The following is a 25055-nucleotide window of genomic DNA, read 5'->3' on the forward strand; positions in this document are numbered from 1 at the left end:
CTACCTCCCGCGGTCCACGAGTCACTCCCCCCCCCACGCCACCACCCCCCCCCCCCCCCCCCCCCCCCCGGGGGGGGGGGGCGCCCCCCCCCCCCCCCCCACCCCGCCCCGCCGCGGCCCCGCCGAAGGGGCTACGTGTCGCACTCCCACACCGACCGGCACAGCCCGCACCGAGCCCGCACCCGGCCCCGCACCGGCACCCGGATCCGCTGATGACACGTCGGGCACGCGAACGCCACCCGCAGCCCACCACCGCGCCCCGACGCCCCGTCCACCGCGGTCGAGAACGCGTACGGGCCCGCCGGGTCCAGCCCGCGCGGCCCGTGATCCTGCGCGTACCGGCGGTCCTTCGCATAGCGCCGCCGCCCCGCCCAGCCCGCCGCGGTCAACGGCGGCTGCCGCTCGTCACGCCGCGCCTGCTCAAGCCCCCGCTCGTACGCCGAGTACGCCTGCGGGCTCGTGAACCACGTCTCCGGACCCTCACCGAAGACGAGGGCCCGCTTCGCCAGCACGTAACCGAACTCCTCCGGCGTCAGATAGCCCAGCTTCTGCGACGACGCCGCATCCTCCCGATAGGCGTCGAGCAACAGCCAGCCCGCACCCAGGTACGTAGCGGCCGTATCGGTCAGGATCTCGTTGTCCCGCGTCCCCGGCAGCGACAGATCGAGGCGATGCAGATACACGTGCATGATCTCGTGGGCGAGCGCCGCGCCGATGTCCCGGCGATGCGTACGGAACCGGTCGTTCAACTCGATGAAGTACTCGGGACCCGCCGCCAGTTCCACGCTCGCCGCATGCCGCATCTCCCGGAAACTCACGATCATCCGCGCGTCCGGGAGCCGATAGTGCAGCACCAGCTCACGCGCCACCCGCTGCACACCCAGATACAGATCGTCGACGTCACTGAACGCCACGTCGACCGGGGCGACACTCGACGAGAACGTCCGCACCGTGTCGTAGGAGAGCCGCCTGTAGAGCGCGGTGATCGCCGACCGCACCGTCTCCACATGCGGATAGCCGTGCACCACCGGTCCGCCGTCCGCCACGCGCGCACCCCCTGGGTCCGCCGGGCCGGTACCCGGCGATCCCAGAGTACGGCCATTAATCCAAGACCTGCCGCCCCTTTGTCCATGGGCACCTCCGCCCCGCCCGGCGCATCGTGATCGACACGCCAAGCCGCCGTGAGAAGGAGTGCGCCGTGCCCGAGCAGCCCCAAGGCCAGCCGTCGGAGAACTCGGAGAGCTCGCAGAACGCGAGGTACGAGGAGATGCCGGGCAGCCGACAGCACGCGACATCGGGCCCCAGCCGCCGGGCACTCGTCGCCGCCGGAGCGGTCGGCGGAGCGGGCGCCGCGCTCGGTCTCGGCCTGACCGGCACCGCCCGCGCCGCGACCACCACGCCCACCGCTGACGGCGCCGCCGTCATCCGCTCCAAGGACCTCGACGTCCGCGTCAGCACCGGCTTCCCCGTCGTCGTCTCCTACACCGAGCGCGCCACCGGCGCCGTCCTGCACGCACAACCTGACCCGCACGCGTCACTCCTCATCGACGGCGCCGAACACACCCCGAAGGTGACGTGCACGCCCGCCGCCGACCGCGCCGACTACCGCCTCACCCTGACCGGCGGCACCACCATCGACATCCGGATCAGAGTCGAAGGAGGCCAGGTCGACTGGCGCATCACGAAGATCAGCGACACGGCACAACTGCGCGTCGGCACCCTCCAGTTCCCCGGCCTCGCCCTGCTGTCCGTCCGCAGCGACCAGCCCGGCGCCGCCCTCCTCGCCGCCACCGTGCAGCTCGACAAGGCCAAGAGCGGCGACACCCTCGTCACCCCGACCACCGACAGCCCCGCCCAGGCGCCCACCGGATGCGCCTACGCCGTCGTCGCCCACGACCGGCTCGGCGGCGCGATCGAGACCAACACCAGCTACGACAGGCCCGACGGGGCCGCCGGAACCACCTGGGAGAACGGCCGCCTGTGGCGCGAGACCGTGCGCCGCGAAGGACACACCGCGGCGCTCCTCGCCCCCGGCCAGTGGACACACCGCGCCGCCACCGCCCCGGTCGACGCCACCGAACCCCTCCCGTACGCGACCGTCGTCGTCACGGGCGACAGGAACGGCGACGGAAAGGTCGACTGGCAGGACGCCGCCATCGCCTTCCGCGACATCGCCCACACCCCGCGCGGCGCCGACGAACAACACCTGCGCGTCGTCCCGCACATCCCGTTCAACTTCGCGTCACAGGCCACGAATCCGTTCCTCGCGACCCTCGACAACGTCAAACGGATCCACCTGGCCACCGACGGGCTGCGCCAGTACACCCTCCTCAAGGGCTACCAGTCCGAGGGCCACGACTCCGCGCACCCCGACTACGCCGGGAACTACAACACGCGCGCGGGCGGCCTCGACGACCTCAACACCCTTCTCCATGAAGGCAAGAAGTGGAACAGCGACTTCGCCGTCCACGTGAACGCCACCGAGTCCTACCCCGTCGCGAACGCCTTCTCGGAGAAGCTCGTCGACAAGTCCGACAAGCAGTGGGACTGGCTCGACCAGAGCTACCGCATCGACCAGCGCCGCGACCTCGTCTCCGGCGACATCGTCAAGCGCTTCGCCGACCTGCGCCGCGACACCGACGACGGCCTCAACACCCTCTACATCGACGTGTTCCGCGAGTCCGGCTGGACCTCCGACCGCCTCCAGCGCGCCTTCCGTGAACAGGGCTGGAACGTCACGTCCGAATGGGGCCACGGTTTCGAAAGGTCATCGCTGTGGTCGCACTGGGCGACCGAGACCGACTACGGCCCCGACACCTCACGCGGCATCAACTCCCGCCTGATCCGCTTCATCCGCCACCACCAGAAGGACGTCTTCGCCGACAAGTGGCCCACCCTCCTCGGTGTCGCCCGCATGGGCAACTTCGAGGGCTGGGTCGGCAAAACCGACTGGAACTCCTTCTACCGCCTCATCTGGACCCACTCGCTGCCCGCCAAGTACCTCCAGGCACAACCCATCAAAACGTGGGGCGAGCACGAGATCACGTTCTCCGGCGCCACGAGAACGAGCGTCACCGACGCCTCCGGCGCCCGCCGCATCACCACCGACGACCGCCTCGTCTACGACGCCGGCACCTACCTGCTGCCGTGGGAACCACGCAAGGCCACCGACCCGGCGAAGCTGTACCACTACAACCCCAAGGGCGGCACCACCAGTTGGCGCCCCCCGCGCGCGTGGGAGAGCAGAAACCGGGTGGCCCTGTACCGCCTCACCGACCAGGGCCGCGCCTTCGTCTCCTACGTCACCGTGTCCGGCGGCAAGGTGACGCTGAAGGCCGACGCCGACCAGCCCTACGTCCTCTACCGGGCCCGCGACGACCTCGACCGCGAACCCGCCTGGGGCCAGGGCACCCCACTGCACGACCCCGCCTTCAACTCCGGTTCCCTGAAGGGCTGGACGGTCACCGGGCCCGCGTCCGTCGAGCGCAGCGACCTCGGCGACCACGAACTCGTCATCGGTCCCGGCGCCGCCGCCACCGTCTCCCAGCGCCTGACCCGGCTCGCCCCCGGCGGCTACGCCGCGTCCGTACAGGTGGAGGTCGGTGCCAAGGCGGGGGAGCGGCGCACGGCCACCCTGGAGGTGCGCACCGTCGACGGAGTGACCGCCGCGAACCGGACCGACACCTCCACCGCCGGCAACCACGTCGCCGCCGACCGCAAGCACGACACCCGCTTCCAGCGGATGACAACGTACTTCACCGTCCCGGCCGGCGGCGGTCCCGTCACCCTCGCCCTGCGTGCCGCGGCCGGATCGGCGCGGGTCCGCTTCGACGACGTACGCATCGTGAAGGCACCCGCACCCGAACTCCCTCAACACACGCTGGTCCACGAGGACTTCGAACACGTCCCGCAAGGCTGGGGCCCCTTCGTGAAGGGCGACGCGGGAGGCTCCACCGACCCGCGCACCCACATCGCCCAGCGCCACGCGCCGTACACCCAGCGCGGCTGGAACGGCAAGGCGATCGACGACGTCGTCGACGGCACCCAGTCCCTCAAGTCGCGCGGCGAGAACACCGGCCTCGTCTACCGCACCGTCCCGCACACGGCCCGATTCAAGCCCGGCAAGCGGTACCGGGTCTCCTTCCGCTACGAGAACGAGAAGGCCGGCCAGTACGCCTGGATCACCGCCACCGACGACCCGGAGGCCAAGGAGCTGTCCCGTAAGGACCTGCCCGTGGCCACGGAACCCACCACGCTGACCTATGAGTTCACGGCGCCGGACAAGGGGGAGGCCTGGGTCGGCCTGCGCAAGACGGGCGACGACGGCACCGCCGAATTCGTCCTGGACACGTTCGAGGTGACCGAAATCGCCTGAGCTGATGCGGGCGGGCCGCCGGAATGATTCCCTGCGGCCCGCCCGCCTCAACGCAGCACGACCCGCGGCTCCCCGGCCCGGTCGAGCTCCAGGACCCACACCTCGTTCGCCCCCTCGCGCAGCACTGGGCCCGGCACGTACAAGGTGTGCTGCGGGCCCGTCGACCAGTAGCGGCCCAGGCAGAATCCGTTCACCCACACGAAGCCCCGCCCCCAGCCCGGCAGTTCGAGCGCCGCGTCCCCGGCCCCTGACACCTCGAAGGACCCTCGGTACAGGCCCCGCCCCTCGCCCCCGGCCGCCGCCGACGCGGACGGCAGAGAGGCCACCCCGGAAGCCGTGAACGCGTCCAGGCGCAGCCCCCGCGCCCGCACCCCGTGCAGGAACTGCCGCTCGTGCAGCAGCCCGCCCGTGATCCCCTTCGGCTCACCCGTGCGCGGCCCGTAGTTGACCCGCCCCAGGGACTCCACCCACAGCTCTACGCGCGCGTGCCCCGCAACGTCCTCCGTGAGCCGAGATTCCTCCTCCGTGAGCACCCCGGCCCGCTCCCCGTCCACGTACACGACGGCCAGGTCCCGCAGCCCGCGCGCCCGCAGCGGATACGGCTGCCGGGGCCCCGGCACGGTCACCGCGTACCGCACCAGGCCACGGTCCACGTCAAGCTCCTCGAACGACGGCGGCACCGCGTACTCGGCCTCAGGGCCGCCCAGCGCCTCAAGGACCCCGTCCAGGGCCGTGAACGCCGTCAGCCCGGCCGTGACCGGGCCCGCGAGCGCTGCCGGCTGCCCCGGCACCTCCGGCAGCGGACCCTCCGCGTACGCGGCGAGGACCTCCCGGAACAGCCAGAACTTCTCCGTGGGGCGGCCGAACTCGTCGATCGGGGCGTCGTAGTCGTACGACGTGACATCCGGCTCCAGCGGGCCCTCGTGCAGCGCGCCACCACCCCGGTTCGCGCCCGCCCAGCCCCCGAAACTCGTCCCGCCGTGCGCCATGTACAGGTTCACGGACGCCCCGCACTCCAGGATCTCCCGCAGGGCCTGCGCCGCCTCCCGCGGATCCCGCACGACGTGCTCCGCACCCCAGTGGTCGAACCAGCCGCACCAGAACTCCATGCACATCAAAGGCCCCCCGGAACGGTGCCTACGTAGCGCCGCGAAGGCCCCACGCGCGCGTGAGCCGAAGTTCACCGTCGCAAGAACCCCCGGAACCGAACCCCCGCTCAGCATGTGACCCTCGGGCCCGTCCGACGTGAACAGCGGCACCGTCACCCCGAGCCCCACAAGAAGGTCGGCAACAGCCCGCAAGTAATGCTGGTCCGAGCCGTAACTGCCGTACTCGTTCTCCACCTGCACCATCAGCACCGGACCACCCCGGTCGACCTGCCGCTCAACGATGTGCGGCAACAACACCCCGAACCAGCGCTCCACCGCCGCCAAGAACTCCGCGTCCCGGGTCCGCGCCCGCGCCCCCAACGGCCCCGTCACCCAGTGCGGAAGCCCCCCGTTCTCCCACTCCGCACAGATGTAGGGCCCCGGCCGCACGATCACCCACAGCCCCTCCCGCCGCGCCGCGTCCAGGAAACGCCCCACCGCCGCCACATCGCACACCTCACCGGGGCGCGGCTCGTGCAGATTCCACGGCACGTACGTCTCCACACAGTTCAGGCCCATCGCCCGCAGCATCCGCAGCCGGTGCGCCCACTGCTCCTCGTGCACCCGGAAGTAGTGCAGGGCCCCCGACAACAGCCGCACCGGCCGCCCGTCCACCTCGAAGTCGTCCCCGCCCACCCGGAAATCCGTCATCACGTGCTCCTCATCGCCCGATGGGCGCGGCACCCACCGGCCGCCACCCTCACCTCTGGCGGCCGACGGGGTCCATGGACAAAGATCGGCCGGTGTTGGACGGGGACGCCCGCACGCACCACCACGGGAGGGGACAAATGGCCACGTATCACACCTGGATGCGGTACTTCACACCCAGCCCGGCCCACCACCGCCTCGGCCTCGTCTGCCTCGGCGTCGGACTCCAGCACGGGCCACTGCCCACCGTCGGACCCCGCACCCTCGACCACCACGTCGCCGTCGTCATCACCGCGGGCAACGGCTGGTACCAGGACGCCGAAGGCCGCCGAACCACCCTCACGGCCCCCGCCCTGATCTGGCTCACCCCCGGCCGCCCCCACCACTACGGCGCCGACCCCGACACCGGCTGGGACGAGTGCTTCGTCGACTTCACCGGGCCCGCCACCACCACGTACACCGAACTCGGCTACATCGAACCCGACCGCCCCGTCGTCCCCCTCGCCGACGCCGCCCAGCCCCGCGCCGCCGTCGCCCGCATCGCCCGCGCCGCCCGCCGCGGCAACCCGCTCCTCGAAGTGGAGACCGGCGCCGCCGTCCACGAACTCCTCGTCGCCCTGCGCCGCGCCCGCGCCGACCTCGCCCCCGACGGAGACCCCGTCCTCCAGGCACTCGCCCGCGACGCCTTCCAGCCGCTGTCCGTCGCCGCACACGCCGCCCGGCACGGCATGACCCCCGCCGAACTGCGCACCGCCGTCCGCCGCGGCGCGGGCATGAGCCCCAAGGACTACCTCCTCGGCATCCGCCTCGGCCGCGCCAAAGAACTCCTCGCCGCGACAGAACTCCCCGTCGCCGCCGTCGCCCGCCGCGTCGGCTACGACGACCCCGCCTACTTCTCCCGCCTGTTCACCCGCCGCGTCGGCACCGCACCCGTCCGCTTCCGCGAACAACAGGGCCGCGCCGTGCCCGGCGGCTGGTCCGACAAGATCCCCGACCCCGACGACCCACCCATGCTCCACGTAGGGTGATCCGTCATGACCACCAGCAAGCCGAACGACAAGCCGGCAGCCGACCCGGCCGTCCGCGCCGAGCTCGCCCGCCTGCGCGACAGCATCGACAACATCGACGCCGCCGTCGTCCACATGCTCGCCGAGCGCTTCAAATGCACCCAACAGGTCGGCCACCTCAAGGCCGAACACGACCTCCCCCCGGCGGACCCGGCCCGCGAATCCCGCCAGATCGAACGCCTCCGCCAACTCGCGGAGAACGCCAAACTCGACCCGGCCTTCGCCGAAAAATTCCTCAACTTCATCATCAGCGAGGTAATCCGCCACCACGAACAAATCGCAGCCCAATCAAGCCCCGCCGGCGACCTATAAAGCCCCTCCGGCGATTGAGGAGCGGGGTCCGGGGCAGAGCCCCGCGAGCTCAACCCCGGTCGGGCGAAACAATCACCCTGGCCCCCGCCGGAGGCGTACGGCAGCATTACCGCATGCCCGTACTGACACGCAGCGAAGCACAAACCCGAGCCCAGCTCATCGACGTCGAGCGCTACACCGTCGCCCTCGACCTCACCGTCGGAGACACCACCTTCGACTCCCGCACCGTGATCCGGTTCACCGCACACACCGCGGGCGACACCTTCGCCGAGCTCAAGCCCGCCGAACTGCGCACCGTCACCCTCGACGGGCAGCCCCTCGACCCCACGACCCTCGCCGACAACCGGCTCCCCCTCACCGGCCTCACCCCAGGCACCCACGAGCTGCGCATCGACGCCTCCATGCGCTACTCGCACACCGGCGAGGGCATGCACCGCTTCACCGACCCCACCGACGGCGAGACATACACGTACACGCAGCTGTTCATGGAAGACGTCCAGCGCGTCTTCGCCGCCTTCGACCAGCCCGACCTCAAGGCGACCTTCGACCTCACCGTCACCGCCCCCGAAGGCTGGACCGTCCTCTCCAACGGCGTCACCGAACACCTGGGGGAGGGCCGCTGGCAGGCCGCCACGACCCCGCTGCTCTCCACGTACCTGATCGCCGTCGCCGCAGGCCCCTGGCACTCCGTGCGCACCGAACACCGCGGCCTCCCCTTCGGCCTGCACTGCCGCCGCTCCCTCGCTCCCCACCTCGACGCCGACGCCGAAGAAATCCTCGACGCCACGCGCGCGTGCTTCGACCGCTACCACGAGAAGTTCGAGGAGCCCTACCCCTTCGACTCCTACGACCAGGCCTTCGTCCCCGAGTTCAACGCCGGAGCCATGGAGAACCCCGGCCTCGTCACCTTCCGCGACGAGTTCGTCTACCGCTCCGCCGTCACCGACACCGAACGACAGACCCGCGCCATGGTCATCGCCCACGAAATGGCCCACATGTGGTTCGGCGACCTCGTCACCCTCAAGTGGTGGGACGACATCTGGCTCAACGAGTCGTTCGCCGAGTACATGGGCTACCAGACCCTCACCGAAGCCACCCGCTTCACGGACACCTGGATCGACTTCGGTGTCGCCCGCAAAACCTGGGGATACGACGCCGACCAGCGCCCCTCCACCCACCCCGTCGCCCCCGAATCCGTGCCCGACACGGCCTCCGCCCTCCTCAACTTCGACGGGATCTCCTACGCCAAGGGCGCCTCCGCACTGCGCCAACTGGTCACCTGGCTCGGCGAGAAGGACTTCCTCGCCGGCATCAACACCCACTTCAAGCGCCACAAATTCGGCAACGCCACCCTCGCCGACTTCATCGAATCCCTCGCCTCCGGCACCGAACGCGACGTACACGCCTGGGCCGACACCTGGCTGCGCACCACCGGCGTCGACACCCTCACCACATCCGTCTCCGAGGGCGACGACACGTGGACACTCACCGTCGACCGCGAGGGCAACCGCCCCCACCGCATCGCGATCGGCCTCTACGACCACGCCCCCGCCGGCGCACACGGCTTCGTCCTACGGGAACGCATCGATGTAGAAGTCCCTTCCAGCGAACGCGAGTTGACCTTCCGCGGTAGCCGACGCCCCGCCCTGATCGTCCCCAACGACCAGGACCTCACCTACGCCAAGATCCGCCTCGACACCGCATCCGCGGAAGCCGCCCAGCGCGGCCTGTCCGGCATCCCCGACGCCCTCACCCGCACCGTCGTGTGGAACACACTGCGCGACATGGTCCGCGACGGCGAACTCCAGCCCGCCACCTACCTGGAGACCGTCGCCACCCACCTCCCCGAGGAGAGCGACCTCGCCCTCGTCCAGGGCGTCCTCACCTTCGCCCACACCCAGGTCGCAGACCGGTACACCCACCCCGCCGAGCGGCCCGAAGCCCTCGACGTCATCAACACCCTGTGCGAAGACCTCGTCCGCCGCACCGAGGACGGCAGCCGCCCAGGGCTCCGCCTCACCGCCGTACGCCACCTCATCGACGCCGCACAACACGCCGACGTCATCCGCGACTGGTACGACTCCGGAGCCGTCCCCGGCGGACCCGAACTCGACCCCGAACTGCGCTGGCGCATCCTCGGCCGGCTCAGCGTCCTCGGCGCCGTCGACGAAGCCGTCATCGAGGCCGAACTCGCCCACGACCCCAGCGCCACCGGCCAAGAAGGCGCCGCCCGCTGCCACGCCGCCCTGCCCGACCCCCAGACCAAGGCCGAGGCCTGGGCCGCCATGTTCCCCACGGACCCCGCCCACGACCTCTCCAACTACCTCTTCACCGCCACGGCCCAGGGCTTCTGGCAACCCGAACAGACCGACCTCCTGCGCCACTACGTCCCCCGCTACTTCACCGACGCCACCACGCTCGCCGCACGCCGCGGCCCCGCGATCGCCGAGGCAGCGGGCCGCCACGCGTTCCCCGTCTACGCCATCGACCCGGACACGCTCAGCGTCGGCACCCAGCACACACCGGACGCCATCCCGGCCCTGCACCGCAAACTCACCGACCAACTCGACGACCTCCGCCGGGCGTTGCGCGTCCGCAATTCAAGCCCCGCCGGCGATTGAGGCGCGGGGTCCGGGGCAGAGCCCCGATCTTTTCAGCCCCTGCGGCGATTGAGCAGCGGGGTCCGGGGCGGAGCCCGCGACGTAGGTACGCCCGACCACCCACTTAGCACACCCACCCCACTACACAACCCCACCCCTACCACTTTCGGGTCACCTTCACCGGTCCGGCGGACGCATCAGCACGCAAACGGCAAGCTGATGCATCACATACGCCAACCACGCAAAGGACCCGAATGCGCAACACGCCGCCCCTCGCCGGAGGTACCCAAGGCCCCGACGCCCTGCGGCCGTTGCTCGCCACTGTCCTCGACGCCCTGCACAAGGGGGCCGCCCACCGCGGCGGCCCCCTCCCGGCCGGCGGCCCCGAAGCCGTCACGGCACAACTCCACCACGACGTGGGCGAGTTGCTGCCCACCCACGGCACAGGCCCCGAGGAAGCGCTGCGCACCCTCGTCACCGCCCTCACCGAAGGCGCCGCCGACCCCGCCGACCCCCTGTGCGCCGCACACCTGCACTGCCCACCGCTCGCCGTCGCCACCGCCGCCGACCTCGCCGCGAGCGCGCTCAACCCCTCCATGGACTCCTGGGACCAGGCCCCCGCAGCCTCCGCCCTCGAAGCCCTCGTCACCACCACCCTCGCCCACGAGGTCTACGGCCCCCAGGACGAAGGCCCCACCCCCGACGCCCTCGTCACCACCGGCGGCACCGAAGCCAACCAGCTCGCCGTCCTCCTCGCCCGCGAAGCCGCCGCCCCCGGCGAACCGGTCCACCTCTTCGTAGGCGCCAACGCCCACCACAGCCTCGCCCGCGCCGCCTGGCTCCTCGGCCTGCCCGACCCCGTCACCGTGCCCGCCCCCGCCGGCACCCTCGACCCGGCCGCCCTCGACGAAGCACTCACCGCACTCCCGGGCCCCAAACTCGTCGCCGCCACCGCAGGCACCACCGACGCCGGACTCATCGACCCGCTCCCCGAAATCGCCGACATCTGCGAGCGGCACGGCGCCCGCCTCCACATCGACGCCGCCTACGGCGCAGGCGCCCTCTTCAGCCCCCGCGAAGCCCCCAAGCTGAACGGCCTCGCCCGCGCCCACACCGTCGCCCTCGACCTGCACAAACTCGGCTGGCAACCCGTCGCCGCCGGCATCCTCGCCGTACGCGACACCACCGAAACCGGCGCCCTCGGCCACCAGGCCGACTACCTCAACGCCGACGACGACACCGAAGCAGGCCTCCCCGACCTCCTCGGCCGCTCCCTGCGCACCACCCGCCGCCCCGACATCCTCAAAACGGCCGTCACCTTCAAGGCCCTCGGCCGCGCCGGACTCGCCGCCCTCGTCGACGACGTCACCGCGCTCGCCCACCACCTTGCACAACTCATCGACGCTCACCCCCACTTCGAGCTGTACGACACCCCCACCCTCACCACCGTCCTCTTCCGCCCCACCGGCGCCACCGACGAGCGCCTCGCCACCATCCGCCGCACCCTCCTCACCGAAGGCCGCGCCGTCCTCGGCCGCGCCCGCATGGACGGAAAGCTCCACCTCAAAGCCACCCTGCTCAACCCGCACGCCACCCCCGAAGACCTCACCGCCCTCCTGGACCTGGTGGAAGGACACACGCCCCGATGACAGCCGCGCCCACCCCCAACCGCGCCACACCCCCCACCGAAGCACCCCGCGACCTCGTCGGCATCGGCATCGGCCCCTTCAACCTCTCCCTCGCCGCCCTCGCCCACCCCCTCACCGAACTCGACACCGCTTTCTACGAACAGCGCCCCGCCTTCCACTGGCACCCCGGTCTGCTCATCGAAGGCGCCACGCTCCAAGTCCCGTTCCTCGCCGACCTGGTGACCCTCGCCGACCCCACCAGCCACTGGAGCTTCCTCAACTACCTCAAAACCCGCGAACGCCTCTTCCCCTTCTACTTCGCCGAGCGCTTCCACATCCAGCGCGCCGAATACGACGCCTACTGCCGCTGGGTCAGCGAAAACCTCCCCGGACTCCACTTCTCCCACCAGGTCGACGCCGTCCGCTGGAACACCGAACGCGCCCTCTTCGAAGTCGACTTCACCCAACTCGACGCCGAAGGCGAAGCAGAAGCCCTCGGCCGCACATACACGAAAAACGTCGCCATCGGCGTCGGCACCGCCCCCTACATCCCCGAACCCCTCAAACCGCTCGCCGACGCCCCCACCGTCCCCGTCCTCCACTCAGCCGACTACCTCACCCACCGCGAACGCCTGCTCGCCGCCGAACACATCACCGTCATCGGCAGCGGCCAATCCGGCGCCGAAATCTTCCTCGACCTCCTCAGGTCCCGCCCCGCAGGCCGCGAAAAAATCACCTGGCTCGCCCGCAGCGAAGCCTTCGCACCCATGGAATACAGCAAACTCGGCCTCGAACACTTCACCCCCGACTACAGCCACTACTTCCACCACCTCCCCGAAGCCGAACGCGACCGCCTCGTCCCCGCACAGTGGCAACTCCACAAAGGCATCGACGCCGACACCATCGCCGCCATCCACGAAGAGCTCTACCAACGCACCCTCGACGGCGGCTGGCCCGACGCCACCCTCACCCCCGGCGTCAGCATCCGCACCGCCGGACGCGTCGCCACCACCAAGATCGAACTCCACCTCGAACACCGCCAACAAGGCACCCGCTCCCGCCTCACCACCGACGCCGTCGTCCTCGCCACCGGCTACAAAGAACGCCCCCTCAGCGGCATGCTCACCGGCCTCGACCCCTACCTGCGCCGCGACCACTCCGAACGCCCCCGCATCGACGACCACTTCCGCCTCGTCCTCGACGACCGCGTCCAAGGCTCCGTCTACGTTCAGAACGCCGAACGCCACACCCACGGCGTCGGCGCCCCCGACCTCGGACTCGCCGCCTGGCGCAGCGCCACCATCCTCAACTCCCTCACCGGCAAAGACCCCTACCCCCAGCCCCGCCGCACCGCCTTCACCACCTTCGGCCTCACCGGACACGACCACCGCGCCCCCCTGCCAGGACAACAGACAGGAGAGCGCGGCACCATGGTCAAACTCCAGGACTGACCGGTCGACCCACTACGGGAAAACCGGCGCCCCGTCCCGCGTCAACTTCCAGTCCACCGAAGCGAAATCGGCCGGATCCAGCACACCCTTCGCCGTCACCCACTCCGCGATCCGCGTCCGGATCTCCGTCGACTCCGACCACAACTCCTTCGCCGACGCCACATGCGGGAACGCGCCACCACCGTTCGCCCGATAATTGTTCACCGCGAACACGAACTCCGCCGCGTCATCCAAATCCTTGCCGTCGAACTTCACGTTCTTGATCCGCGCACCCGCCGCCTGCGCGATATCGATGTCGTACGTCAACCCCGACACATAGTCGTAGTTGTAGTCCGGCCGATTCCCCGCATTCGTCAGCTTGTCGACGTCGACATCCGCACCCGCCGCCGTCTGCACGAAATACTCCGCCGAATACTCCAGATACGCCCGCACCTGCGCACCTGTCAACAACTTCGCCACCAACGTGTTGTCGTACACATACAGACTCGACAGATCCCGGATGGTGACATCCCCCGCCGGGATCTCCGACGTACGCGAGAACGGCGAAGCCTGCGAAAGGACCGGCAGCGACGCGTACTCCGTCGACGCCAGCGCCTTCGTCACCACATCCGCCTGCACCTTGTTGATCAGATCGATGATCGGCGCATCCTTGTAGCGGGCATCCGTCGTCGTCAGCGCCACCTTCGCCGTGCCCACGACCTGATTGACGTACTCCACCACCACCTCGTGCTGCTCCCGCAGCAACTTCGAGATCTCCGGGTCATCCGCCACAGCATTCGTGTTCCGCAACGACGCCTTCACCGACTCGACCGTCCAACGCCCCTTCTCCCAGACCAGATCGAAGTCGAACAACGCCAACCGCTCGGCGAAACACAGCGGTTCGGACAGAACGACCGTCTTCCCCGTTTCCTCATTCGTCACCAACTGCTGCTCGATCTCGACATGCGCGTGCCCCACCAGAATCGCGTCGACCCCCGGCACCTGCTTCGCGACATTCGCCGCCGCATTCTCCACATACGGCACCTGATCCCCGTACGACGACTGCCCCGAAGCCCCCGAATGCGCCGACACGATCACCACATCCGCACCCATCGACCGCAGCCTCGGCACCCACTTCGCCGCCTGCTCCTCAAGCCCCGGGAACTTCAACACACCCTGCACATACGCCTTGTCCCAAATCGCGATCCCCGGATTGGTCAATCCGAGGACCGCCACCTTCACATCCTTGCCGTGCGGAGTACGCAACCGCGTCATGAAGTACGGCGCAAAAGCCGGCCGCTCCGTCTTCGCATCCACCGCATTCGCACCCAACAACGGAAACTCGCACTGCGACTCGAACTTCCTGAGCGTGTCAATGCCGTAGTTGAACTCGTGGTTACCCAGCGCCACCGCGTCATACCCGATCGCGTTCATCGCCCGCGCCATCGGATGCACCGGACCACCATCCGCCGTGATCGGATCCACCTTCGCGTAGTAATACGTCAGCGGAGTGCCCTGAATCGTGTCCCCGGCGTCGATGAGAAGAGTGTTCCTCCGCCCCCTCTCCTCCCGCACCTGATCCACCAGCGTCGAGATCCGCGCCAGCCCCTGCGCATTGCCGTCCGCATCCGCGTAATCGGCATTCTTGAAGTAGTCCCAGTTGAAGACATGACCGTGCAGATCCGTCGTCCCCATCACGGTGAACGCGTACCGCTTCCGCTTCTTCTGCCGTGCCGCGACCGCCGGCGACGCCACGGCACCAGTCAGCGCCACCCCGGCACCGGTCGCGGCCGATCTCTCCAGAAAGGACCTGCGGTTCAACGCCATCGAAGCTCTCCTCAGTCACGGAACGTGCGTACCCGAACGAACAGTTGCAACGCGCGTAGATTCTGGCGCAGAACCCCCAACGCGCAACAGTCCCAACAGGTTTCGTTTCGATGACCAACCGCCGACCCCGGCCAATGCCAAGGTGGACCCATGACCAACGACCACCAGAACGCCACCCCCGAAGCCCCACGCATCGCGGTCCGCGGCGAAGCCCACATCGAAGCCGAACCCGAAATCGCCCGCATCGGCATCACCGTCACCGCCCGCGGCACCGACCGCCGCACCGCCCTCGAAGACCTCACCCGCCGCAACACCCACGTACTCGACCTCATCAAAAGCTACGGAGACGCCCTCGACAAAACCGCCACCGGCACCCTCTCCATCACCCCCGAACTCACCAAACGCGGCCGCGGCGAACGCATCCGCACCTACCACGGCCGCGTCCACATCACCGCCGACCTCACCGACTTCACCGCACTCGGCGAACTCACCACCCGCCTCGCAGACCTCGACCTCACCAGCGTCGACGGCCCCTACTGGTCCCTGCGCCCCACCTCGCCCGTACACGCCCAAGCACGCCAACAAGCCGTCCGCGAAGCCGTCCAACGCGCCCGCGAATACGCCGAAGCCCTCGGCACCACCCTCGCCGCACTCATCGAAATCGCCGACATCGGCGCCGGCGAAACCTTCCAACCCGGCGCACCCCGCGCCATGATGCGCTCCGCCGCCTACGGAGGAGAAGCCGCAGAACCCGCCCCCGCACTCGACCTCGAACCCCAACGACAACGCGTACGAGCCGAAGTCAACGCCCGCTTTACGATGCACCCACCGACACTCTGAACGAGACCGAACCCGCGCCACATTCGCTCATCCGAGCACCTGGCCGCCCACATTCAACCCTTGTCAATAGCCCTTCACGCAAAGGTTGTTGAGTAGTCATGACCGACCAATTCCCTACCCGCCGGTAAGGTCTAGGCTCGAAACATGCGCCGAGCAAAGATCGTCTGCACCCTGGGCCCCGCCACCGACTCGTACGAGCAGATCAAAGCACTCGTCGAAGCCGGAATGGACGTAGCCCGCTTCAACCTCAGCCACGGCACCTACGCCGAACACGAGGAGCGCTACCAGCGCGTGCGAAAGGCCTCCGACGAAACCGGCCGCAGCGTCGGAATCCTCGCCGACCTTCAAGGCCCGAAGATCCGACTCGGCCGATTCAGCGAAGGACCCGTACTACTCGAACGCGGCGACGAGTTCACCATCACCGTCGAAAGCGGCATCCAAGGCGACCGCCACACCTGCGGCACCACCTACGACGGCCTCGCCCAAGACGTCACCACCGGCGAACGCATCCTCGTCGACGACGGCAAAGTCACCCTCGAAGTCACCGGAGTCGACGGACCCCGCGTCCGCACCCGCGTCATCGAAGGCGGCATGGTCTCCGACCACAAGGGCCTCAACCTCCCAGGCGTCGCCGTCTCCGTCCCCGCCCTCTCCGACAAGGACGAAGCCGACCTCCGCTGGGCCCTGCGCACCGGCGCCGACGTCATCGCACTCTCCTTCGTCCGCAGCGGCCGCGACATCGAAGACGTCCACCGCATCATGAACGAAGAGGGCCGCCACCTCCCCGTCATCGCCAAGGTGGAAAAGCCCCAAGCCGTCGACAACATCGACGACATCGTCGCCGCATTCGACGGCATCATGGTCGCCCGCGGCGACCTCGGCGTCGAAATGCCACTCGAACAAGTCCCGATCGTCCAAAAGCGCGCCATCAAACTGGCGAAGCGCAACGCGAAACCGGTCATCGTCGCGACCCAAATGCTCGACTCGATGATCGACAACTCCCGCCCCACGAGGGCTGAGGCCAGCGACGTCGCGAACGCCGTCATCGACGGCACCGACGCCGTCATGCTCTCCGGCGAAACCAGCGTCGGCAAATACGCCATCGAAACGGTCAAGGTCATGGGCCGCATCGTCGAAGCGGCAGAAGAGGACATCCTAGCCAAGGGCCTCCCGCCCCTGACCGAACGCAACAAGCCCCGCACGCAAGGCGGCGCGGTTGCCCGCGCGGCGGCGGAAATGGGCGACTTCCTCGGAGCGAAATTCCTGGTGGCCTTCACACAGTCCGGCGACACCGTCCGCCGCCTGTCCAGGTACCGCTCCCCGATCCCCCTCCTCGCCTTCACCCCGGACTCGGCGACGCGCTCCCAGCTCAACCTCACGTGGGGCGTGGAGACGTTCCTGGGGCCGCACGTCGACTCGACCGACGCGATGGTCGCGCAGGTCGACGAACAGTTGTTGAAGATCGGCCGCTGCAAGAAGGGCGACGTGGTCGTCATCACGGCCGGCTCCCCTCCAGGCGTCGCCGGCTCCACGAACCTGGTCCGCATCCACCACATCGGCGAGGACGACAGCCCCAAGTAGGGGTGGGCGGGTCAGTACTTGGGGCCGATGTGGGTGTCGAGCAAGGCGACGTCTGTTTTGCGGGCGACTGAGATGTTGAATGGGTTGCCGTGGCGTGTGCAGTGGGTCCATGTGACGTTGAGCTTGTCCAGGGTGTCCGTGTACAGCTGCCGGATGCAGTCGGACTTGTTGGCGAAGAAGTACCGCGGGTACTCGTAGCGCTTCCGCTCACCGCCGACGAGCCGGGTCGTCCAATTCGTGATGCGGCATCCGTCGGAGTGGATGAGCCCCCGGACGAACTCCCACGGGTGGGCGTCGACGATCTCCTGTTGCCAGGCGGCGAGCATGATCTTGCGATCGTGCTTCTTGCCGGGACCGTGCTGGGGGAAGAGGCAGGGGAGGTGCTTCGAGTAGACCTTCACGTTATGGCATCCGGTTCGTCGGACCCGGCACACGCTGTTGTCCGGAAACACTGACCGCATCGCGGCTTCCGTCTCGTTGGCGATGCCGGGCCAAGCGTCGGCGCACGTCACCATCAGGTTCGGGACGCGGTGCCCCGAGTAATGACTGATGTGGCCATCGCCCAGGTACTGGCCGAGCAGGTACGAGTACGCGGCCTTATCCAGCGGGCGGCCATCGCAGCGGGGGCAGGTCGGATCGTGCGAGCCGGGGCACTCGCCCCGTTTCGCTCGGTCCATGTGGAGCCAGTACGAGACTGTGCCCAGGGGGACGTCGAGGCTGCGTGCGACGTCCGCGTTCTTGGCTCCGCCGTGGAGGAGTGTGATGGCGCGCTGCCGGGTTTCCAGCGGATGCATGTTCATGCGTTGATCGTGCATTGCTATGCGGCGATGCGACGCAAAAAAGCGGATGTTCACGAGAACGTGAACATCCGCTTCGAGGAAGTGCCCGGTGTGGGATTCGAACCCACATGTTCTTTCGAACAGATGTGTTTGAGACATCAGCGTATGCCATTCCGCCAACCGGGCAAGGTGGGGTGAGCTGCGGGAAAGCATACCCGGTCTCCGTGGGGCGCCGCAGCTAGGTAGGCTCTAGCTGCAGCCCCCAGCCTGCCCGAACAAGGAGCGCCCCCGTGACCGCCCCCGAGACGCCCGAGCCCGTAGACGCCGTCGACGACGACAAGTCGCACGTCCCGCCGCTGACGACCCGCGTCGTCATCGCCGAGGACGAGGCCCTCATCCGCCTCGACCTCAAAGAGATGCTCGAGGAAGAGGGCTACTCCGTCGTGGGCGAGGCCGGCGACGGTGAGCAGGCCGTTGAGCTGGCCCGTGAGCACAAGCCCGACCTCGTGATCCTCGACGTGAAGATGCCGAAGATGGATGGCATCAGCGCGGCGGAGAAGATCGCCGGTGAGTCGATCGCCCCGGTTCTGATGCTGACCGCGTTCTCGCAGCGCGACCTGGTGGAGCGTGCGCGTGACGCCGGTGCGATGGCGTACCTGGTGAAGCCGTTCAGTAAGAGCGACGTCGTGCCGGCGATCGAGATGGCCGTGTCCCGCTTCACGGAGCTGAAGACGCTGGAGAACGAGGTCGCGGACCTTACGCAGCGGCTTGAGACGCGGAAGCTGGTGGACCGGGCGAAGTCGGTTCTGCAGACGGAGTACGGCCTGACGGAGCCGGCGGCGTTCCGGTGGATTCAGAAGACGTCGATGGATCGCCGGCTGTCGATGCAGCAGGTGGCTGAGGCGGTCATTCAGGACGCCGAGGAGAAGAAGGCGTCGAAGGGCTGAAGCCAGGCTCAGCCAAGCAATGTGGCCCGTGTCCCTTTCGAGGGGCACGGGCCACATTCACGTAAGGCCATCAGTCCTCGCCGAGGTACGCCTTGCGTACGGATTCGTCGTGGAGGAGGTCCTCGCCGCTGCCGGACAGGACGATCGAGCCGACCTCCATCACATGTCCCTGGTCCGCCAGCGAGAGTGCCGCCTGCGCGTTCTGTTCGACCAGCAGGATCGTCGTGCCTTGGGCCTTGAGTTCGTTGATGGTCGACATGATCTTCTGCATCATGATCGGGGAGAGGCCCATGGAGGGCTCGTCCAGCATCAAGAGCTTCGGCTGGGACATCAACGCCCGCCCCATGGCCAGCATTTGCTGCTCGCCGCCGGACAGCGTTCCCGCCGCCTGCTTTCTGCGCTCCCCCAGGATCGGGAACAGCTCGTACGCCCGCTGCATGTCCTTTTCGACGGCTGCCTGGTCGCGGCGGAGGAATGCGCCGAGTTGGAGGTTTTCCGCGATGGTGAGGCGCGGGAAGATGCGGCGGCCTTCGGGGGAGTGGGCCAGCCCCATGGCGACGATCTTGTGAGCGGGGACGGTGGCGAGTGGTTGTCCCGCGAAGGTGATCTTGCCGGCGGACGGTTTCAGCAGCCCCGACAGCGTGCGCAGTGTGGTCGTCTTGCCGGCGCCGTTGGTGCCGATGAGGGTGACGACCTGGCCTTCCTCCACGCTGAAGGAGATGCCTTTGACGGCTTCGATCTTGCCGTAGGCGACCTTGAGGTCTTCGACCTCGAGCAGTGCGGTCACTGGTCGTTTCCTTCCCCGCCGGCCTGGGCCTCCGCGGCCTGGACTTCTTCGATGGCGGTGTCTTCGGGTGCGCCTTCGAAGGGGGTGCCGAGGTAGGCGGCGATGACGCGTTCGTCGCCTTGGACGACGTCGCTGGTGCCCTCCACCAGCTTTTCTCCTTGGACCAGGACGGCGACGCGGTCGCAGAGGTTGAAGATGAAGCGCATGTCGTGCTCGATGACGAGGACGGCGACGCCCTTGTCGCGGATGGCGACGACCAACTCTTCGGTGGCGCGGGTTTCTTGGGGGTTCATTCCCGCTGTCGGCTCGTCGAGCAGGAGCAGGCCCGGTTCACTTGCCAGCGCCCTCGCGATTTCCAGCTTGCGTTGTTCTCCGTACGGGAGATTCCGCGCGAGGTGGTCGCGTTTGTGGGCGAGGCCGATGAATTCGAGGAGTTCCATGGCGCGTTCTTCGCTGCCGCGTTCGGCCTTGCGGAAGCCGGGGCCGCGCAGGAGGGCCGACCACAGGCCTTCCTTGGTCCTGGTGTGGCGGCCCACCAACACGTTTTCCAGCACTGTCATGTTGGCGAAGAGGCGGATGTTCTGGAAGGTGCGGGCGACGCCTGCTTGGGTGACGAGGTGGGATTGGGGTGGGAGGACGGTGCCCCGGTAGGAGACGCTGCCTTCGGTGGGGGTGTAGAGGCCGGTGAGGCAGTTGAAGAAGGTTGTTTTGCCGGCGCCGTTGGGGCCGATGAGGCCGACGATTTCGCCTTGGTCGACGTGGAGGTCGACGTTTCGTACGGCGGTGAGGCCGCCGAAGCGCATGGTGACGCCGTTTGCCTGGAGCACTGTGTTTGTTGTCGCCGTGGTCATCGGGGTCACGCTCCTGCCTTGGTCGTTGCCGTGGTGGCGGTGCCGGGCAGGCTCGTTTGGTCGGGGACGTCGAGTTGGCCGGTGTCGTGGAATTCGAGTTTTTTGCGCCGGTCGGCGATGAGGCCTTCGGGGCGGAAGCGCATGAGGAGGACGAGGGCGAGGCCGAAGAGGAGGAGTTGGTAGTCGCCGATGAACTGGAGTTTGGCGGGGATGAGGTAGAGCAGTGCTGCGCCGATGAGGGGGCCGCTGACGGTTCCCATGCCGCCGAGGATGACGGCGGCGAGGAGGAATGCGGAGTTGGGTGGTGCGTTTTCGACGAAGACGTATTGGTCGGGGGTGACGGAGTACTGGATGTGGCCTTGGACGGCTCCGGCCATGCCGGCGAGGGAGGCGCCGAGGGCGAAGGCGAGGAGTTTGAGGCGGAAGGCGTTGATGCCCATGGCGCGGGCGGCTGTTTCGTCTTCGCGGATGGCGACCCAGGCGCGGCCGATGCGGCTGGAGCCTGCGCGGCGGAAGACGGTCACGACGATGATCGTGAAGAAGAGCATCAGTAGGTAGTAGTTGGCGAATCGGCCGAGGTCGACGCCGAGGACGGTGTGGGTTTCGCCGAAGTCGAATCCGAAGATTTTGAGGTCGGGGATGTTGGCGATGCCGTTGGGTCCGTTGGTGACGTCGGGGCCGGATTGGCCGTCGAGGTTGTTCATGGTGATGCGGAAGATCTCGCCGAAGCCGAGGGTGACGATGGCGAGGTAGTCGCCGCGTAGTCGCAGGGTGGGGGCGCCGATGAGGATGCCGAAGACGAGGGAGGCGCCTGCGCCGGTGAGGACGGCTGCCCAGAAGGGGAAGTGGACGCCGATGGTGGAGTCGGCGGAGCCGGAGACGAGGGCGGCTGCGTAGGCGCCGACGCCGAGGAAGGCTACGTAGCCGAGGTCGAGGAGTCCTGCGAGGCCGACGACGACGTTGAGGCCGAGGGCGACGGTGGCGAAGACGAGGATGTTGGCGGCGACGTTGGTGTAGGTGTCGTTGGACTGGGTGAAGGGGAAGGCGGCTGCGGCGACGAAGGCGGCGGTGAGGGAGATGCTGCGGTGTTTGTTGGTGAGGGTGGTGATGCGGGAGATGAGGCCGCTCTTGGTGAGGGCGGTGCCGCCGAAGAGGATGAGGACGAGGTAGCCGACGAAGAGTTCGCCGTATTCGGTGTCGATGCCGTACGTGAAGACGTAGAGGGCGATGCCGAAGGAGACGGCGATGATGAGGATTTCGGCCCAGGCGGGCAGCACTGTGGTGGTGGGGCGTGGGGCGGGTGCTTTGAGGCTGTGGCGGAAGCGGGCCCAGGCGCGGGTGGCTTCGTCGTCCTTGGTGTCGGCGGGGAGGCCGAGGGCGAGGACGGTGGTGGCGAGGGCGGCGATGCCGGCGATCCAGGCGCCTGGTTCGAGGTTGGCGGTGCCGCCGAGTTTCGCGGAGATGGCGCCCATGGTGTAGCCGGTGGTGCCGAGGGTGCCGAGGGCGAAGAGGAGTGTGGGGGCGGTGTTGCCGCCGGGGGTGAGCCAGCGCAGGCCGCGGGTGCCGAGTCCGGAGAGGGCGAGTAGCAGGGTGAGTGCGGCGCCGATGAGGGTGAGGACTTGGAGGCCGCCGGGGTAGCCGGTGACGGTGAGGTCGCCGGGGAATTCTTCGGTCCAGGTCCAGGCGAGGAAGGTGCTGGCTGCTGTGAGGAGGGCGGCTGTGGCGGTGCCGTAGCGGGCGGCCTTCTCGGGCAGTGGGATGAGTGCCTGGGGCGTCTTGGTGGTGGTGGTGTCTGTCATGGTGATCACGCCCTGTCCGAAACGCGTTCTCCGAGCAGGCCCTGGGGGCGCAGCAGGAGGACGAGGATGAGGAGGACGAAGGCCCAGACGTCCTTCCAGGCTCCGCCGCCGAGGAGTTCCATGCCGGGGATGTCCTGGATGTAGGCGGTGGCGAGGGCTTCGGCGAGGCCGAGGGCGAGGCCGCCGATCATGGCGCCGTAGATGTTGCCGATGCCGCCGAGTACGGCGGCGGTGAAGGCTTTGAGGCCGGCGATGAAGCCCATTTTGAAGCCGACTTGGCCGTATTTGAGGCCGTAGGCCATGGCGGCGACTGCTGCGAAGGCGCCGCCGATGGCGAAGGCGGTGACGACGATGCGGTCGGTGTTGATGCCCATGAGCTTGGCGGTGTCGGGGTCTTGGGAGGTGGCTTGCATGGCGCGGCCGGTGCGGGTTTTGGCGACGAAGAAGGCGAGGGCGGCCATGCAGATGGGGGCGGCGATGATGAGGAAGATGTCGCCGCGTTGGAGGTTGAAGGCGCCGAGGTCGAAGGGGCCGCCCTTGAACTGGGGGAAGGTGCGGTCGGATTTGGCGTTGGGGTAGAAGGCCCAGATGGCTTGCTGGAGGGTGATGGAGAGGCCGATGGCGGTGATGAGGGGTGCGAGGCGTGGGGCGTTTCTGAGGGGGCGGTAGGCGAAACGTTCCGCGCCGACGGCGATGAGGACGGAGCAGGTGATGCCCATCAGGAGCATGAGGGGCAGGGCGATGGCGAGGTTGGTTCCGGTGGGGAGCCAGAGATACATGGTGAGGGCGCCGAAGCCGCCGATCATGTAGATCTCGCCGTGGGCGAAGTTGATGAGCTGGATGATGCCGTAGACCATGGTGTAGCCGACGGCTATGAGGCCGTACAGGGCTCCGAGGATCAGGCCGTTGACCAGCTGCTGCGGCAGATCGTGCACCGCTGGGCCTCCGAGGTGGGGTCAAGTGCGGGGACGCGGGGGGCTGTTGGTGGGTGCCCCCCGCGTTGTGGGCCGGGTGGGGGAGTGGCCGGGGTCGGGCCGGGCTCCCCCGTGGGTGCTACTGCTCCAGCTCGCCGGTCTTGACGGGGACGATCTGGCCCTTCTTGACCTGGTAGACGGTGAGCGTCTTGTTGGTGGTGTCGCCGTACTTGTCGAAGGAGACCTGGCCGGTCACGCCGTTGAAGCTGACCTTCTGGGTGGCTTCGGTGATCTGCTTGCGGGCTTCGTTGAAGTCGCTGGGCAGCTTGCCGTCGTTCTTGGCGACGACGGACTTGACGGCTTGGATGACGGCCCAGGCGGCGTCGTAGGAGAGGCCGCCGTAGGTCTCGTAGGGCTCCTTGTAGCCGGCGGCCTTGTAGTCGGCGATGAACTTCTTGGCGGTGTCGAGCTTGGCGACGGGGGCGCCGACGGAGGTGGCGAAGTCGCCGTTGGCCGCGGAGCCGGCGAGCTTGACGTAGTCGGCGCTCTGCAGGGCGTCGCCGCCGATGACGGGGATCTTGGCGCCGGCGTCCTTGATCTGCTTGGAGAGCGGGGCGCCGTTGGGGTATTCGCCGCCGAAGTAGACGAAGTCGGCGCCGGAGTTCTTGACCTTGGTGGAGATGGCGCCGAAGTCGCGGTCGTCCTTGTTGATGTGGTCGCTGGCGACGACCTTTCCGCCGAGCTTCTTGAATTCGTCGCGGAAGGTCTGGGCGAGTCCTGCGCCGTAGGTGAGCTTGTTGTCGATGACGTACACCTTTTTCAGCTTGAGCTGGTTGTAGGCGTACTGGGCGGCGAAGGGGCCCTGGAGTGCGTCGGTGGTGGCGGTGCGGAAGTAGCTGTCGAAGGGACGCTGTTTGGTCTTCAGGTAGTTGGTGCCCTGGGTCAGCGTCGGGTTGGTGTTCGCCGGTGAGATGACGGCGAGGTGGGCGGAGTCGAAGGTCTTCTGCATCGACTGGGCGACGTTGGAGTTGAGGGGTCCTACGACGCCGAGGACGTCCTTCATGCCGACGAGTTTGGTGGCGTTCTGTCCGCCGGTGGAGGCGTTGGAGACGTCGTCGAGCGGTTCGGTCTTGAAGGTGACGCCGGGTACTTCCTTGTTCTTGTTGGCGATCTTCGCGGCCAGGTGGACGGAGTTCTTGATGCCGAGTCCGATGGCCGAGAGGTCGCCGCTGAGGGGGGCGTCCATCCCGATGACCACGGTGGTCTTGCTGCCGCCGCCGCTGGACTTTTTGTCGTCGTCGCGCGATCCGCAGGCGGTGAGTGTGAGTGCTCCGGTGGTGAGCACGGCGGTGAGTATGAGCAAAGAACGGTGTCGCACGATCATTCCTCTCCCTGGCGCGGCCCCCTGGTCCAGGGGCCGTGTGTCTCGCCGGGCCGTACGGAGTGGTACAGGGGCCGTGCAAGTGGAGCGCCCGGCGGCGCGGTGACTGGCCGTGACTATAAGCGCAGGTGGCGGGGTGGA

General features: G+C 68.3%; 18 protein-coding genes and 1 tRNA gene. 9 read left to right on the top strand and 10 right to left on the bottom strand.

Annotated features, from left to right (window positions below; translation table 11 throughout):
* Positions 1-131: 131 nt before the first annotated feature.
* The gene (locus ABT004_RS17010; protein ID WP_351337070.1) at positions 132-1046 is read right to left on the bottom strand and encodes a hypothetical protein; all 915 of its coding nucleotides are present in this window, start codon (positions 1044-1046) and stop codon (positions 132-134) included.
* Positions 1047-1267: 221 nt separating this feature from the next.
* Here ABT004_RS17010 and ABT004_RS17015 point away from each other — a divergent pair, with 221 nt between their 5' ends.
* A complete protein-coding gene (locus ABT004_RS17015; RefSeq protein ID WP_351337210.1) occupies positions 1268-4375 on the top strand; it encodes an endo-alpha-N-acetylgalactosaminidase family protein in 3108 nt (1035 codons plus the stop codon).
* 47 nt (positions 4376-4422) lie between these two features.
* On the opposite strand, the gene ABT004_RS17020 is transcribed toward ABT004_RS17015, so the two are convergent.
* A complete protein-coding gene (locus tag ABT004_RS17020; protein ID WP_351337072.1) occupies positions 4423-6174 on the bottom strand; it encodes a glycoside hydrolase family 35 protein in 1752 nt (583 codons plus the stop codon).
* A gap of 137 nt (positions 6175-6311) precedes the next feature.
* On the opposite strand from ABT004_RS17020, the gene ABT004_RS17025 reads away from it, so the two are divergent.
* The 5 genes from ABT004_RS17025 (at position 6312) to ABT004_RS17045 (ending at position 13229) form a co-directional block, all read left to right on the top strand.
* On the top strand, positions 6312-7199 hold the full coding sequence (locus ABT004_RS17025; protein ID WP_351337075.1) for a helix-turn-helix domain-containing protein: 888 nt from the start codon (positions 6312-6314) through the stop codon (positions 7197-7199).
* 6 nt (positions 7200-7205) lie between these two features.
* Positions 7206-7550, top strand: a complete 345-nt coding sequence (locus tag ABT004_RS17030) for a chorismate mutase (RefSeq protein WP_351337077.1) — start codon at positions 7206-7208, stop codon at positions 7548-7550.
* Positions 7551-7663: 113 nt separating this feature from the next.
* On the top strand, positions 7664-10171 hold the full coding sequence (gene pepN, locus ABT004_RS17035; RefSeq protein ID WP_351337080.1) for an aminopeptidase N: 2508 nt from the start codon (positions 7664-7666) through the stop codon (positions 10169-10171).
* Between the two features lie 233 nt (positions 10172-10404).
* Complete coding sequence (locus ABT004_RS17040) at positions 10405-11799, top strand: pyridoxal phosphate-dependent decarboxylase family protein (RefSeq protein ID WP_351337083.1); 1395 nt, start codon at positions 10405-10407, stop codon at positions 11797-11799.
* Complete coding sequence (locus ABT004_RS17045) at positions 11796-13229, top strand: lysine N(6)-hydroxylase/L-ornithine N(5)-oxygenase family protein (protein WP_351337086.1); 1434 nt, start codon at positions 11796-11798, stop codon at positions 13227-13229. The genes ABT004_RS17040 and ABT004_RS17045 overlap by 4 nt, the downstream gene beginning before the upstream one ends.
* Before the next feature lie 12 nt (positions 13230-13241).
* Here ABT004_RS17045 and ABT004_RS17050 read toward each other — a convergent pair whose 3' ends face one another.
* Positions 13242-15035 carry a bifunctional metallophosphatase/5'-nucleotidase gene (locus ABT004_RS17050; RefSeq protein ID WP_351337088.1) on the bottom strand — a complete coding sequence of 598 codons (1794 nt, stop codon included), beginning with the start codon at positions 15033-15035 and terminating at the stop codon, positions 13242-13244.
* A gap of 150 nt (positions 15036-15185) precedes the next feature.
* Here ABT004_RS17050 and ABT004_RS17055 point away from each other — a divergent pair, with 150 nt between their 5' ends.
* Complete coding sequence (locus ABT004_RS17055) at positions 15186-15875, top strand: SIMPL domain-containing protein (RefSeq protein WP_351337089.1); 690 nt, start codon at positions 15186-15188, stop codon at positions 15873-15875.
* A 144-nt stretch (positions 15876-16019) separates the two neighbouring features.
* Positions 16020-17456 (top strand): pyruvate kinase, encoded by a 1437-nt coding sequence (gene pyk / locus ABT004_RS17060; RefSeq protein ID WP_351337092.1) that lies wholly within the window; start codon positions 16020-16022, stop codon positions 17454-17456.
* An 11-nt stretch (positions 17457-17467) separates the two neighbouring features.
* On the opposite strand, the gene ABT004_RS17065 is transcribed toward pyk, so the two are convergent.
* Together ABT004_RS17065 and ABT004_RS17070 are read right to left on the bottom strand one after the other, a co-directional pair.
* Positions 17468-18256 (bottom strand): sigma-70 region 4 domain-containing protein, encoded by a 789-nt coding sequence (locus tag ABT004_RS17065; RefSeq protein ID WP_351337095.1) that lies wholly within the window; start codon positions 18254-18256, stop codon positions 17468-17470.
* Between the two features lie 82 nt (positions 18257-18338).
* Positions 18339-18421 (bottom strand) — tRNA-Leu (locus ABT004_RS17070).
* A 104-nt stretch (positions 18422-18525) separates the two neighbouring features.
* On the opposite strand from ABT004_RS17070, the gene ABT004_RS17075 reads away from it, so the two are divergent.
* On the top strand, positions 18526-19182 hold the full coding sequence (locus ABT004_RS17075; RefSeq protein ID WP_266720737.1) for an ANTAR domain-containing response regulator: 657 nt from the start codon (positions 18526-18528) through the stop codon (positions 19180-19182).
* Between the two features lie 70 nt (positions 19183-19252).
* On the opposite strand, the gene ABT004_RS17080 is transcribed toward ABT004_RS17075, so the two are convergent.
* The 5 genes from ABT004_RS17080 to ABT004_RS17100 all read right to left on the bottom strand — a co-directional run bounded on the left by ABT004_RS17080 (position 19253) and on the right by ABT004_RS17100 (position 24911).
* Entirely contained in the window at positions 19253-19969 is a 717-nt protein-coding gene (locus ABT004_RS17080) for an ABC transporter ATP-binding protein (RefSeq protein WP_351337098.1), read from the bottom strand.
* On the bottom strand, positions 19966-20820 hold the full coding sequence (locus ABT004_RS17085; RefSeq protein ID WP_351337101.1) for an ABC transporter ATP-binding protein: 855 nt from the start codon (positions 20818-20820) through the stop codon (positions 19966-19968). The genes ABT004_RS17080 and ABT004_RS17085 overlap by 4 nt, the downstream gene beginning before the upstream one ends.
* Before the next feature lie 5 nt (positions 20821-20825).
* The gene (locus ABT004_RS17090; protein ID WP_351337104.1) at positions 20826-22619 is read right to left on the bottom strand and encodes a branched-chain amino acid ABC transporter permease; all 1794 of its coding nucleotides are present in this window, start codon (positions 22617-22619) and stop codon (positions 20826-20828) included.
* 5 nt (positions 22620-22624) lie between these two features.
* The gene (locus tag ABT004_RS17095) at positions 22625-23554 is read right to left on the bottom strand and encodes a branched-chain amino acid ABC transporter permease (RefSeq protein WP_351337107.1); all 930 of its coding nucleotides are present in this window, start codon (positions 23552-23554) and stop codon (positions 22625-22627) included.
* A 118-nt stretch (positions 23555-23672) separates the two neighbouring features.
* Entirely contained in the window at positions 23673-24911 is a 1239-nt protein-coding gene (locus ABT004_RS17100; RefSeq protein WP_351337109.1) for a branched-chain amino acid ABC transporter substrate-binding protein, read from the bottom strand.
* Between the last annotated feature and the right edge of the window lie 144 nt (positions 24912-25055).

Origin of the sequence: Streptomyces sp. NPDC002790, from assembly GCF_040295505.1 — a bacterium.
In the GTDB taxonomy this organism is placed as follows: Bacteria; Actinomycetota; Actinomycetes; order Streptomycetales; family Streptomycetaceae; genus Streptomyces.